The organism is Pseudarthrobacter sp. NPDC092439 (genome assembly GCF_044754945.1).
GTDB lineage: Bacteria > Actinomycetota > Actinomycetes > Actinomycetales > Micrococcaceae > Arthrobacter.
The window spans coordinates 148893-161781 of the sequence record NZ_JBIVQB010000006.1 but is presented as its reverse complement, the minus strand read 5'-3'; the positions used below and the strand labels follow the sequence as shown (position 1 = coordinate 161781).

At 70.0% G+C, this 12889-nt stretch carries 10 protein-coding genes; 7 read left to right on the top strand and 3 right to left on the bottom strand.

The genetic code is table 11. The features are described 5' to 3' along the window. Positions 1-188 precede the first annotated feature (188 nt). A complete protein-coding gene (locus tag ACIQCM_RS13515; protein ID WP_400606763.1) occupies positions 189-539 on the bottom strand; it encodes a hypothetical protein in 351 nt (116 codons plus the stop codon). Positions 540-608: 69 nt separating this feature from the next. Between ACIQCM_RS13515 and ACIQCM_RS13510 the strand changes: the two genes are divergently transcribed. The 4 genes from ACIQCM_RS13510 to ACIQCM_RS13495 all read left to right on the top strand — a co-directional run bounded on the left by ACIQCM_RS13510 (position 609) and on the right by ACIQCM_RS13495 (position 3943). Next, positions 609-1694, top strand: coding sequence for an NAD(P)H-dependent flavin oxidoreductase (locus ACIQCM_RS13510; RefSeq protein ID WP_400606761.1), 1086 nt, complete (start codon positions 609-611; stop codon positions 1692-1694). Between the two features lie 45 nt (positions 1695-1739). After that, positions 1740-2381 carry a hypothetical protein gene (locus ACIQCM_RS13505; protein ID WP_400606758.1) on the top strand — a complete coding sequence of 214 codons (642 nt, stop codon included), beginning with the start codon at positions 1740-1742 and terminating at the stop codon, positions 2379-2381. Positions 2382-2460: 79 nt separating this feature from the next. Continuing rightward, positions 2461-3177, top strand: coding sequence for a YcnI family protein (locus ACIQCM_RS13500; protein WP_400606756.1), 717 nt, complete (start codon positions 2461-2463; stop codon positions 3175-3177). A 157-nt stretch (positions 3178-3334) separates the two neighbouring features. Further along, positions 3335-3943 carry a DUF4232 domain-containing protein gene (locus ACIQCM_RS13495; RefSeq protein ID WP_400606754.1) on the top strand — a complete coding sequence of 203 codons (609 nt, stop codon included), beginning with the start codon at positions 3335-3337 and terminating at the stop codon, positions 3941-3943. 106 nt (positions 3944-4049) lie between these two features. On the opposite strand, the gene ACIQCM_RS13490 is transcribed toward ACIQCM_RS13495, so the two are convergent. Next, positions 4050-4520 (bottom strand): DUF4383 domain-containing protein, encoded by a 471-nt coding sequence (locus ACIQCM_RS13490; protein WP_400606752.1) that lies wholly within the window; start codon positions 4518-4520, stop codon positions 4050-4052. Positions 4521-4704: 184 nt separating this feature from the next. Between ACIQCM_RS13490 and ACIQCM_RS13485 the strand changes: the two genes are divergently transcribed. The 3 genes from ACIQCM_RS13485 to ACIQCM_RS13475 are packed head-to-tail and all read left to right on the top strand — an operon-like array spanning position 4705 to position 12145. Continuing rightward, positions 4705-6222 (top strand): FAD-dependent oxidoreductase, encoded by a 1518-nt coding sequence (locus ACIQCM_RS13485; RefSeq protein ID WP_400606750.1) that lies wholly within the window; start codon positions 4705-4707, stop codon positions 6220-6222. Positions 6223-6258: 36 nt separating this feature from the next. Beyond that, on the top strand, positions 6259-11322 hold the full coding sequence (locus tag ACIQCM_RS13480; RefSeq protein WP_400606748.1) for a DNA glycosylase AlkZ-like family protein: 5064 nt from the start codon (positions 6259-6261) through the stop codon (positions 11320-11322). Then, positions 11315-12145 (top strand): Fpg/Nei family DNA glycosylase, encoded by an 831-nt coding sequence (locus ACIQCM_RS13475; RefSeq protein ID WP_400606746.1) that lies wholly within the window; start codon positions 11315-11317, stop codon positions 12143-12145. Before ACIQCM_RS13480 ends, ACIQCM_RS13475 begins: the two co-directional genes overlap by 8 nt. Before the next feature lie 13 nt (positions 12146-12158). Here ACIQCM_RS13475 and ACIQCM_RS13470 read toward each other — a convergent pair whose 3' ends face one another. Beyond that, entirely contained in the window at positions 12159-12830 is a 672-nt protein-coding gene (locus ACIQCM_RS13470; RefSeq protein WP_400606745.1) for a YitT family protein, read from the bottom strand. Positions 12831-12889 lie beyond the last annotated feature (59 nt).

The following is a 12889-nucleotide window of genomic DNA, read 5'->3' as shown; positions in this document are numbered from 1 at the left end:
GTCCGTTACTTTGGGTGACTGGTGTCACAATGGTCGTCTTGAGAGACGATACAGGTTGTTGAACAATCTGCGCAAGATATTGTTCAACAACTATTTTGTCCAGTCACGCTTCGGGCCCCGCATAATCCGCCCTCCGGCGCAGGCCCGGGCGGCTGCCCGGCCTGCGCCGGATGCGGCGGAGGCCCGGGCTACGAAGGAGACCCGCCCGGGTGGTCCCCGGGCTTGTGGGTTGCACCGCGCAGATTTTCCTGAACCTTGCCGAACAGATCCTTGATGGTCGATTCGGCATTGGTTATCACGTCCACCTGCAGGTACACGTCGTGGCCTACGGGGAGGTCATATTCATCCTTCAGGTGCGTGCCGCCGGCCACCCCGTCCAGGGACAGGTACACCATGGCCTCGGTCCGCGCGATTCCTGCGATCCGGCCAAAAACGACTGTGAACTCGTTCGGCTGGAAACTGACCGTCTGGCCGATGTGGCTGCGGTCCAGCTCCCCTGCGGCCACGGCCCGTTCTGACTGGCTTCCGGTGTAGTTCATGAACTTCTCCTTGCGATCGCCTGGCAGTTACCGTGGCAGTCTAACGCCGACGCCGATACAGGAGCACCGATGACTGCCGAGCGCTTCCCCGCAGCACAGCCCAACCGGCTCGCCGGCGTCCTGGGCATCGGGCTTCCAGTGGTGCTGGGGCCGTTCGGCGGCGTCTCCTCCGTCCGCCTCACCGCTGCCGTGAGCGACGGCGGCGGGCTGGGCTCCTTTGGCCTCTACGGGTATGACGGGGATGCCATCCGTCGCACGGCAGCCGAACTTCGGGCAGCCACCGGCCGGCCGTTCGCGCTGAACCTGTGGATCCCCACAGGCTCCGAAACCACGTCCCTGCCCCGGGCGGGCTTCGACCGCTACGCCGCCGCGCTGAAGCCGTTTTTTGATGAGCTTGGCCTCCCGTTGCCGCAGCCGCCGGCCCGCTTCATGGCCGACTACGCCGAACAGGTGGAGGCCACGCTGGAAGCCCGTCCCGCCGTCGTCAGCTTTGTTTTTGGCGTCCCCTCCCCCGAGGTGGTGGAGGCCGCCCACCGGCAGGGAACCAGGATTGTAGGCACAGCCACCACCGTGGCCGAAGCGGTGGCACTGGAGGCCGGCGGCGTGGACGCAGTGGTGGCAAGCGGGGCGGAATCCGGCGGGCACCGGGTCTCCTTCCTGGCCCCGGCCGAGGAGTCGCTGGTGGGCACCTTCGCGCTGGTGCCGCAGATCGCGGACGCCATCCGCATTCCGGTGATCGCGGCCGGAGGCGTCGGGGACCGCCGGGGTGTGGCCGCCGCTTTGGCATTAGGGGCCGACGGCGTGCAGGTGGGTACCGCTTTCCTGGCCACTTCGGAGTCGGCTGCTGTTCCCGCCTACCGCGACATGCTGCACAGCCCCGCCGCCGCGCACACGGTCCTCACGCGTGCCCTCAGCGGACGGCTGGCGCGCGGCATTCCCAACCGCGTGACCCGCAGCATCGCAGGGGACCAGATCGCCCCGTTCCCGGTTCAGAACTGGCTCACCGGACGGTTCCGGCCCGAGGCGGCCGCCCAGGGGAACACGGACCTGATGTCCCTGTGGGCGGGCCAGGCCGCGCCCCTTGTCCGGTACCGGAGCGCCGCCGACGTGCTGGCCGAACTCGTGGCGGGGCTCCCCGAGCACATCCGCCGGTAAGATTCAGGGCGGACCCCAGCAGCACACCCCGTGGAAGGAGCCGCCATGCGCACGTCGCCGCGGACCCCGTTCCACGCCCTGCGCGCTGCGTCGTTCGCCACCGCCACAGTCACCCTGGCAGCCGGGGCGCACCTGGCCGGCGGCGGCGGCCTTCCCCCGGCTGGAATCCTGCTGGCCCTCCTTGCCCTGACGGTCCTTTCCTGCACCGTCGCCACGCGCCTTCGGCTGGGCCTGCCCGCCATCGGAGCCCTCCTGACCGGCGGGCAGCTTGCCCTGCACGAGGCACTCACCCTCTTCAGCGCTACACCCGCCGCGCCTGCCGTGGCGCCACCGCCGGCGGGGGCGCACGCCCACGATACCGGCACCCTGGACGTGCCCATCGCCGCATTGGCCCACGTGGCCTCCCATGTGAGCCCCGCCGATCCCGCGGCTGCCCCTGTCATGCTGGCCGCCCACGCGCTGGCCACCCTCGGCTGCGCGCTTCTGCTCGCCCAGGGTGAGAACGCCCTCTGGCACCTGGCCGCGTGGCTGCGGCCGCTCGCGGAACTGCCGAGGGCCGCCGTCGTGCGCCCCGGCCCAAAGGCTCCCGCCGTAATCCCGTCCGCTGCGGGCCCCCTGCGTCCCTGGCGCAACCTTCGGCAGGACAGCCGGCGCGGCCCGCCTTCCGCCGCCGTGCTTTCCGCCTGACCCGCACTGCTTTCGTGCCGGTCCGAACATCCTTTACTTTTGCGCGCCCCGATGCGGCGCGCACCCGAAAGGCAAACCCATGCATAACACCTTCCTTCGCCGTACCCTGTCCGCCGCTGCAGCAACCGGCGGCGCCGCACTGCTTCTCTTCGCTTCCGCGGCCGGCGCCTCCGCCCACGTAGGCGTCACTCCCGACAAAACCGACGCCGGTTCCTACGCCCTGCTCACCTTCGGCATTCCGCACGGCTGCGACGGATCGGCCACCACTAAAATGGCCATCACTCTGCCGCAGGAGCTGAACGACGCCCAGCCCACCGTTAACCCCAACTGGACCGTCGAGAAGGTGACGGAACAGTTGGCGGAACCGCGCAAACTCGCGGACGGCTCGTCCATCACGCAGCGCACCAGCCAGATTGTCTACACCGCCAAGACCCCGCTACCGCACGAGCTCCGCGACGCGCTGGTGCTGTCCGTCAAGCTCCCCGAGAGCGCCGGGATGACGCTGTATTTCCCCACGCTCCAGACCTGCGAAACAGGCCAGACCGACTGGTCGCAGATCGCCAAGGACGGCGAGGACCCCCACTCGCTCGCTGCCCCGGCGCCTGCGGTCACCCTTACGGCCTCCGTCGCGCACAACGCGGACGAACACGGCGTGGCACCGGAAGAACAGCGGACGACGGCGGCGGACAGCGGGGCCTCTGCGCGCAGCTGGGCGGGACTCGCCGCAGGTGCGGGCGGGCTGGCGCTCGGCGGCGCGGCGCTGCTGCGCACCCGGAACCGCGCTACGGATAAGTAACCGGGATTGGTGACCGCTGGCGGAGGTCCCGGGCGAGGCCCGGTTCATCACGATCCGGGCATCAAATGGGCCTCCGCCACGCGGCATCGTTGACGCGGGCAACGGGTGGCGCAAAGGTGGTGCCATGAGGTCTCAGCGAAATTCATCCCGTTTAGTCATGGCTACGGCGGTTGCAGCGGCGGCTCTGGTATTGGCCGGGTGCGGGCCCAGCCAGCCACAGCAGTCCGCCACCAGCCCGGGCACCGGCTCCGCCAGCCCCGCTCCGAACGGCACGGACTCAGCCAGCCCCAGCGGCAGTGCCACGCCGGACGCGTCGGGGGCACCGTCGTCGACCGCGGCGGGTTCGCCTGCCCTGTGTAAGGCGGCGGGACTTTCCGCTGCTACGGACGCCACCGGCGGCGGAGCTGCCGGCAGCGTTTACATGAAACTGATGCTCACCAACAAGGGCACCGAACCGTGCCTCCTGCGCGGCTTCCCGGGAGTGTCCCTCGTGGCCGACGCCACCGGCGCACCCATCGGCGCTCCGGCCAGCCGCGACAACACCGCGGCCCCCGTGGATGTGCTCCTGGCCCCGGGCAAGAGCGGCACGGCGGTGCTCCGCTACACGCAGGCCCGGAACTACATGGAATGCAAGCTGGCGGACGCCGCGGGCTACCGAATCTACCCCCCGGAGGACAAGGGCTCCCTGTTCCTTGCCCAGCCCACTAAGGCGTGCACCAACACCGACATCACGCTGCTGAGCGTGGGGGCGTTCCAGCCCAGCTGACGGCACGCTCGCTACCGTAGGGATCGTTCCACCGCACAACCGTTCCACCGCACAACAAAGGCGGCCCGGCTGAATGCCGGGCCGCCCTGGTTTATGGTGTCTGCCGTTAGTGGGCCGTGGTGGTGCGGCGGGTGTGGGCGGTGCCGCGGGACAGGGCCACACCCAGTCCGATCATGGCGACGCCCAGGACGAAGTGCAGCCAGTTGTCCGCCGTGTTGACGGGGACGAAGTTGGCGGCGGTGTCGTGCCCGATCAGCAGCCCGTAGAGCCACAGGACCAGGTAGATGGCTCCGCCCCACACCAGGTAGTTCCGTGACTGCGCCGCGGTGCGTGCCATTCCGATCCCGGCTGCGCCGAACAGCAGGTGCACGATGTTATGCAGCACGGAAACCTGGAAGATGCCCAGCAGCAGCGCCTCCGAGCCGTGGCCGGCGAAGCCGAGTGCGCTGTAGTTGGTGGTGATTCCCGGGATGAACCCCAGGACGCCCACCAGGAGGAAAACCGCCCCCACGGCGAGCGCTGCTTTTTGGATGGTGGTCCGGCCCACGGTGCTGCCGTCCGAGCTGATGCTTGTCATGACTTCTCCTGGTGTCTGTCGAAACGTACACAAGATGCCCGCCGGGCTGGGCCTGGCCATAGACTTAAACCCGGACACCCTAAGTATACTTAGTAAATCCCGCGCGGATAAGGATGGCTCCATAACGGACCCATCACAAAACCGGCCCCGGCCAGGGCCTTCACCACGGAGGCAGGCAGCTGACATGACATCACTTTGGTTGGACCGTCCCGATACCTCTGTTCCTGATCCGTTCAAGCCGGGCTCCCGGTACCACACCGTCGTGGCCGGCGCGGGGCTTACCGGCCTGGTCACCGCGCTCCTGCTGGCACGGTCGGGGCAGGATGTGCTGGTGGTGGAGGCGCGGCACCCTGGCGCGGTGACCACGGGAAACACCACCGCCAAGGTCACCCTGCTGCAGGGCACGGTCCTGGCGCAGCTGGCACGGCAGTATCCCCGGCACCAGGTCCAGGCGTACGTTGACGCCAACCGCGAGGGGCAGGCATGGCTGCTGCGCTACCTGGAGGAGCACAACGTTCCGTTCCAGCGCCGGGACGCCTACACCTATGCCACCACGCCGGCTGCCACGGAAAAGCTCCGCGAAGAGGTCAGCGCGGCCACCACCGCGGGCCTGGACGTCGAATACGTGCGTGATGCCGGCCTGCCCTTCCCGGTCCACGGCGCCGCACGCCTTTCCGGACAGGCGCAGATCCACCCGATGGAGGTCCTGGACGCGCTGATTGCGGACCTCCGCAGCCGCGGCGGCTCGATCGCAACGGGTGTCCGGTTGCGGGACGTCACCGGCAGCGGGCCCTGCACGGTGGAGACGGACCGGGGCAGCGTCACCGCGGACCAGGTGGTGCTGGCCACCGGCACGCCCGTGCTGGACCGGGGACTGTACTTCGCCAAGCTGAAGCCGCACCGCTCCTACGCGGCGGCCCTCCAGCTCCCCGACGGCCAGGAGCCGCCTCCGGGGATGTACATTTCCGTGGAACAGCCCACCCATTCACTCCGGGACTACGGGTCCGACGGCGGGCGCCTCCTCCTGGTGGGCGGCCACGGGCATCCCGTGGGCCGGACCCCGTCCGAAAAAGCGCATCTGGAAGGTCTACTCGCGTGGGCCGGCCAGCACTATCCCGGCGCCGTGCCAACGCACACCTGGTCGGCGCAGGATTACCAGCCCACCAACCTCATGCCGTTCTTCGGCAAGCTCCCCCGAGGCCGCGGCCACGTGTACTTCGGCACCGGCTACAACAAGTGGGGCATGACCAACGCCGTTGCCGCAGCCCTGGGAATTTCGGCGGACATCCTGGGCGGCCAGGTCCCGTGGGCGGACACCATCCACCACCGGGTCACGTCGCCGTCCGGGGCGCTGTCCGCCGTGGGCCTGAACGCCGGCGTGGCCGCCCGGCTGGCCACGGACTGGGGCAAGGCGGCTGGCCGGAAGCTGCGCAGGGAAGCGCCGCCGGCGGCGGCACCGGCTGTCCCTGCGGAGGGGACGGGAACGGTCGACGGCGGAAGCGGACGTCCCGTGGCCGTCTCCACCGTGGACGGGACCACCTGCCGGCTCTCCGCAGTGTGCACACACCTGGGCGGGATCGTGCACTGGAACGACAGCGAGAAGACCTGGGACTGCCCGTTGCACGGCTCCCGGTTCAGCAGCGACGGAACGCTCCTCGAAGGACCGGCTACCCGGAACCTGCCGGGAGCCGACAAGGGGTGAGGCCTGGCTGTCGGCGGGGTGGGGCATGATGGAGGCATGAACCCGGAACGGCCGCCTGCTCCCGGCGCTGATGCTCCCATGGGGCAGTTCAGCCGCCCCACGAGGGAGTGGTTCCTGGGTGCGTTCAGTGGGCCCACGCCCGCGCAGGCCGGGGCATGGAACGCCATTTCATCCGGTTCGCACGCGCTGGTGGTTGCCCCGACGGGGTCGGGCAAGACGCTGGCCGCGTTCCTGTGGGCGCTGGACCAGCTGATCAGTTCCGCCGCACCCGCCCCTGTCCCCGCTGAAGTACCCAAAGGCAAACGCGCCCGCGCTCCCAAGCGAAAGACCCGCGTCCTCTACATCTCCCCGCTGAAGGCGCTGGGCGTGGACGTGGAGCGAAACCTTCGCTCCCCGCTGATCGGCATCACCCAGACGGCCAAGCGGCTGGACCTGCCGGCGCCGCTGGTCAGCGTCGGGGTGCGGTCCGGGGATACCACTACGGCGGACCGGCGGGCGCTGTTGAGCAACCCACCGGATATCCTGATCACCACGCCCGAGTCGCTGTTCCTCATGCTTACCTCCAGGGCGCGCGACACCCTCACCGAGGTGGACACGGTGATCATCGACGAAGTCCACGCCGTGGCCGGGACCAAGCGCGGGGCGCACCTGGCCGTGTCGCTTGAGCGGCTGGACGCGCTGCTGCCCAAACCGGCGCAGCGGATCGGGCTTTCGGCCACCGTGGAGCCGCGGGACCTTGTGGCGCAGTTCCTGGCCGGGACTGCGCCCGTGGAGATCGTGGCGCCTCCGGCCAAAAAGAACTGGGACCTTACGGTGTCCGTGCCGGTGGAGGACATGACGGACCTGCAGGGCGCGGCGGGCGCGTTCGACTCCGGCCCCGCGTCCGGGCTCCAGCCGCAGGCGTCCATCTGGCCGCATGTGGAGGAAAAGATCGTGGACCTGGTGCTGGCCAACCAGTCCACCATCGTCTTCGCCAACTCCCGCCGCCTGTCCGAACGGCTCACGGCGCGGCTGAATGAGATCTACGCCGAACGCCAGCTCGTCGCCGCGGGCGGCGGCTGGGACACACCTGGGCTGGGTACGGACGCAGCTGCGCCTGGGACGGCCGCGGCCTGGGGAGACGCGCCGCCGGGGGCGCCGCCGTCGGGCATTCCTGCCTCAACCGCCACCCCCGCGCACATGATGGCCCAGGCCGGAAGCTCCGCCGGGGCGGATCCGGTACTGGCCCGCGCCCACCACGGCTCCGTATCCAAGGACCAGCGGGCGCTGATCGAGGACGACCTGAAGTCGGGCCGGCTGCGCTGCGTGGTGGCCACCTCATCCCTGGAACTGGGCATCGACATGGGCGCGGTGGACCTGGTGGTGCAGGTGGAATCACCGCCGTCGGTGGCCAGCGGGCTGCAGCGGGTGGGCCGTGCCGGCCACCAGGTGGGCGAAGTGTCCCAGGGCGTCCTGTTTCCCAAGCACCGAGCGGATCTGGTGCACACCGCCATCACGGTGGAGCGGATGCTGGACGGAAAGATCGAGCGGCTCAGCATCCCGGCCAATCCGCTGGACATCCTGGCCCAGCAGACCGTGGCCGCCACCGCGCTTGGCAGCATCGATGTGGAGGAATGGTTCAGCACGGTCCGCCGCTCCGCCCCCTTCGCTTCGCTCCCCCGTTCGGCGTTCGAGGCCACCCTTGACCTGCTGGCGGGGCGGTACCCGTCAGACGAATTCGCCGAGCTGCGGCCGCGGATCATCTGGGACCGCAACGCCGGCACCATCGAGGGCCGGCCGGGGGCTCAGCGGTTGGCCGTCACCTCAGGCGGAACAATCCCGGACCGCGGGCTCTTTGGGGTGTACATCATCGGCACCGAAGTGGAGGGCTCCGCAGCACCTGCGGAGGACGGCAAGCCGGCCCGCGCACCCAAGGGCGGCCGGCGCGTGGGCGAGCTGGACGAGGAGATGGTCTACGAATCGCGTGTGGGCGATGTCTTCGCGCTGGGCGCCACGAGCTGGAAGATCGAGGACATCACCCATGACCGGGTCCTGGTCTCCCCCGCGTTCGGTCAGCCTGGCAAGCTGCCGTTCTGGAAGGGCGACTCACTGGGGCGGCCGGTGGACCTGGGACGCGCCCTGGGAGCGTTCGTGCGGGAGCTTTCAGCGTCCGACGCCGGCCCTGCCGCCGAACGCTGCAAGGCCAGCGGGCTGGACGACTTCGCTGCGAACAACCTCATCCAGTACCTCAGCGAGCAGAAGCAAGCCACCGAGGTGGTCCCCAGTGACACCACGCTGGTGGTGGAGCGCTTCCATGACGAACTCGGCGACTGGCGCGTGATCCTGCACAGCCCCTTCGGCATGCCGGTGCACGCGCCGTGGGCGTTGGCTGTGGGGCAGCGGCTGCACCAGCGGTACGGGCTGGACGGCTCCGCCATGGCCGCGGACGACGGCATCGTTCTTCGCGTTCCCATGATGGAGGACGAACCGCCCGGTGCGGAGCTGTTCCTGTTCGATCCGGAGGAGCTGGAGCAGATAGTCACAGCCGAGGTGGGCGGCAGCGCCCTGTTCGCGTCCCGCTTCCGGGAATGCGCCGCGCGCGCCCTGCTGCTGCCCAGGCAGACCCCCGGAAAACGGCAGCCGCTGTGGCAGCAGAGGCAGCGTTCCGCACAGTTGCTGGACGTGGCCCGGAAATACCCCACGTTCCCCATCGTGCTGGAGACGGTGCGCGAGTGCCTTCAGGATGTGTACGACCTCCCGGCGCTGAAGGACATTGCCGCGTCGGTGGAGCGCCGGGAGCTGCGCATCCTGGAGACCACGACGCAGCAGCCCTCGCCCTTCGCCAAGTCCCTGCTGTTCGGGTACGTGGCCCAGTTCCTCTATGAGGGCGATTCCCCGCTCGCCGAGCGCCGGGCTGCCGCCCTCGCCCTGGATTCGACGCTGCTCAACGAGTTGCTGGGCCGGGTTGAGCTGCGCGAACTGCTTGATGAGAAGGTCATCGAGGCTACCGAGCGCGAGCTGCAGCGGCTGGTCCCGGACCGCCGCGCCCGGGGACTGGAAGGCGTAGCTGACCTGCTGCGGCTGCTGGGGCCGTTGACACCGCAAGAAACGGCCGAGCGGCTGCAGGGGCCGGACGGGGTTTCGGCTGCTGACGGGGCCTCCGATGCCGGCGCCGAAACTGGATTGCCTGCCGACGACGCCGATGCCGGCAACGCGGTGGGCGCGCCTGCCGTGCCGGGCGCCTCAGCAGCCGAGGCCGCCGCGCACCTGGTGGCGCTGCAGCGGGCCAACCGGGCCATCCGGGTGACGATCGGCGGAGTGGAGCGGTTCGCCGCTGTGGAGGATGCCGCCCGGCTGCGTGACGCTATAGGCGTGCCGCTGCCCATGGGCGTTCCCTTGGCGTTCATCGAGCCCGTGGCCGATCCGCTCGGCGACCTCGTGTCCCGCTACGCCCGCACGCACGGGCCTTTCACGGCCGCCGAGGCCGCGGACAGGCTGGGGCTTGGTGTCGCCGTCGTGGAAACCGCGCTCAAACGCCTCGCGGCGGACGGCCGCGTGGTGGAGGGCGAGTTCCGCCCCCACGCCACGCCGCCCGACACCGCATCCGCGGACGCACATGAAGCTGCTCCGCAGCCGACGGCCCACCCGGCCGGCAGCGAATGGTGTGATGCCGAGGTCCTCCGCAAGCTCCGGCGTCGTTCGCTTGCTGCGCTGCGTGCCGAGGTTGAGCCGGTGGATGCGTCCGCATACGGCCGGTTCCTGCCCGCGTGGCAGCACGTCCGCACACCCGGCAGCGGCCGCGGACAGCCGTCCCTGCGGGGGCTGGACGGGATCGTCACCGCCATCGACCAGCTGTCCGGCGTGCCCATCCCGGCGTCCGCATGGGAGCCGCTCGTGCTGGCCAGCCGGGTGTCCAACTACCAGCCGGCCATGCTGGATGAGCTCATGGCGGCGGGCGAGGTGGTGTGGTCGGGGGTAGGTCCGCTGCCAGGCAACGACGGCTGGATCAGCCTCCACCTGGCAGATTCGGCGGAACTGACCCTGAACCCGTCGCCCGACTACGAACCCGGCGACGCCCAGCAGCGGATCCTGGACCATCTGCGGAACAACGGCGGCGGCTACTTCTTCCGGCAGCTGACCGACGTGGCCGGCGGCATGGACGCTGTGCTGGGCGACCAGGAAGTGGTTGCGGCGCTGTGGGACCTGGCTTGGGCCGGGCGGATCACCGGCGATACGTTCGCCCCGGTCCGGGCACTGATCGCCGGCGGGCACACCGCACACCGGCAGGTGGCCCGGGCGCCGCGGGCAAGGGCGCCGCGGCTCAGCAGGCTTGGCCGTTCGCACGGCACAGGTCTGCTGGGGTCCCCAGGGCTGAGCGGGGCTGCGGGATTGGGTTCCTCAGGGCTGGGCTCTTCCCGGTTGGGCGGCGCCGGAGCGGTGCCGTCCATGGCGGCGGGCCGCTGGTCGGCGCTGCCGCAGCCGGAACTGGACGCCACGATCCATGCGCGCGGTACGGCGGAACTGCTCCTGGACCGCTATGGAGTGGTCACCCGGGGCTCTGTCATGGCGGAGCAGATCCTAGGCGGCTTCGGCCTCATGTATAAAGTGCTGGCGCGGCTCGAGGAGGCCGGGCGGTGCCGCCGCGGCTACTTCATCGAACACCTGGGGGCAGCCCAGTTCGCCGTGCCCGCCACGGTGGACCGGTTGCGCTCCTACTCCGAGGACACCCAGCTGGCCAAGGCGGAGCCGGTTGCACTGGCACTGGCCGCGACGGACCCCGCCAACCCCTACGGCGCAGCGCTCCCCTGGCCTGCTTTGCATGACGACGCCGGCACCGGACACCGGCCCGGACGGAAGGCAGGAGCGCTGGTGGTCCTGGTGGACGGTGCCCTGTCGCTGTACGTGGAGCGCGGCGGCAAGACGCTCCTGGCCTTCAGCGATGACGACGCCGTCCTGGCCGCCGCGGCCGCGGCCTTGGCCGGAGTCGTGACCCGGGGTGCCGTGGACAAGCTGATCATGGAGAAGGTCAACGGCCACGGGATCCTTGATACCCCGGTCGCGGCGGCGCTCACCGCGGCCGGCGCCTACTCCACGCCGAAGGGGCTGAGGATCCGTGCCTGAAGGCGATTCCGTCTGGCGCGCGGCCCGGCAGCTGCACGAAGCCCTGGCCGGGCAGACGCTCCTGGCCTCCGACTTCCGGGTGCCGCGGTTCGCCACACTGAACCTGGCCGGCTGGACCGTGGCCGAGGTGGTGCCTCGCGGCAAGCACCTGCTCATGCGCGTCGCGGGTCCGGGCGGCAAACGGCTCACCATCCATTCCCACCTGAAGATGGAAGGGACCTGGCAGGTCTATCCGCCCCGCGGCCGGTGGCGCAAACCCGGCCACACGGCCCGGTGCGTGCTGCGGACGGCGGCTGCGGACGCCGTCGGATTTTCCCTGGGGCTGCTGGAGGTGGTGGCCACGGACCAGGAGGACGCGGTGGTGGGGTTCCTGGGGCCGGACCTGCTGGGCCCGGACTGGGACGTGGACGAGGCCGAACGCCGGATCCGTGCCGCGCCGGACGTTCCCGTGGGCGTGGCCCTGCTTGATCAGCGGAACCTGGCCGGCATCGGAAACATCTACCGGTGCGAAGCGTGTTTCCTGTCCGGAGTCCATCCCGCTGTTCCCGTCTCGGCGGTCGCCGATCTGCGGACCATCATGACGGATGCCAAGCAGCTCCTGGAGGTGAACCTCGGGCCTGGCCGGCGCGTCACCGTGCTCAACGCCCGCGGGCTGCCTGTGGGCCGAATGGCCGGACGGCCCGGCTACTGGGTCTACGGCCGCGAACACCGGCCCTGCCTCAAGTGCGGATCGCCCATCCGCCGCGGGCTGCTGGGAAAGCCCAACGGCGACGAGGAACGCGACATCTACTTCTGCCCGCATTGCCAGCCCGCCCCTGCCTGAAGCCACGCCCTGCTCACCTGGATTTGGCCCCCGACGCGTCCTGCCGGCCGAACCAGCGGGCCGCCGTCGTGGGTTCTTCGCTGGCGGGGCTGCCTGGAACCGCTGCCGCCCCGGGCACCATAAACCGGGGCAGAAGGAGATGGACCAGGGGGCCGATGGCAAGTGCATAAACCACGGTGCCCACACCCACCGAACCGCCCAGTACCCAGCCGATGGCCAGGACAGTGACCTCGATCAGGGTACGGCACAGCCGGATGGACCGCCCGGTGCGCCGGGCCAGACCGGTCATGAGTCCGTCGCGGGGCCCCGGGCCGAAGCGGGCGCCGATGTAGCACGCGGAGGCCACGCCGTTCAGCAGCACGGCACCGCCCATCATCGCGAACTGGCCGGCGACGTGCGTCACGTCCGGAATCACCGCCAGGCCCAGATCTGCGAAGAGCCCTACCAGGACCGCGTTGCAGAGGGTCCCGAAGCCCGGCCGCTGCCGGAGCGGAATCCAGAGCAGCAGCACGACGAAACTGGTAATGACCACTACGGTGCCGATGCTCAGCACTGTCCGGTTGGCTACGCCCTGGTGGAAGACGTCCCACGGGTCCAGGCCGAGTCCTGCGCGGATCAGCATCGCCAGGGACACCCCGTACAGGGCGAGGCCGATGAGGAGCTGGACGAGTCTGCGGGTCATCACACCACCTTGCCACGGAATCGTCCCGACCTCCGCGGCTTCGTCCCGGCTCCGCTGCGGAG

What these genes read in the sequence shown, in the direction of transcription:
- ACIQCM_RS13505 (WP_400606758.1), top strand. Translation starts at nt 1,740, where the DNA reads ATGCGCACGTCGCCGCGGACCCCGTTCCACGCCCTGCGCGCTGCGTCG.
- ACIQCM_RS13510 (WP_400606761.1), top strand. Translation starts at nt 609, where the DNA reads ATGACTGCCGAGCGCTTCCCCGCAGCACAGCCCAACCGGCTCGCCGGC.
- ACIQCM_RS13490 (WP_400606752.1), bottom strand. Translation starts at nt 4,520, where the DNA reads ATGACAAGCATCAGCTCGGACGGCAGCACCGTGGGCCGGACCACCATC.
- ACIQCM_RS13480 (WP_400606748.1), top strand. Translation starts at nt 6,259, where the DNA reads ATGAACCCGGAACGGCCGCCTGCTCCCGGCGCTGATGCTCCCATGGGG.
- ACIQCM_RS13515 (WP_400606763.1), bottom strand. Translation starts at nt 539, where the DNA reads ATGAACTACACCGGAAGCCAGTCAGAACGGGCCGTGGCCGCAGGGGAG.
- ACIQCM_RS13495 (WP_400606754.1), top strand. Translation starts at nt 3,335, where the DNA reads ATGGCTACGGCGGTTGCAGCGGCGGCTCTGGTATTGGCCGGGTGCGGG.
- ACIQCM_RS13485 (WP_400606750.1), top strand. Translation starts at nt 4,705, where the DNA reads ATGACATCACTTTGGTTGGACCGTCCCGATACCTCTGTTCCTGATCCG.
- ACIQCM_RS13500 (WP_400606756.1), top strand. Translation starts at nt 2,461, where the DNA reads ATGCATAACACCTTCCTTCGCCGTACCCTGTCCGCCGCTGCAGCAACC.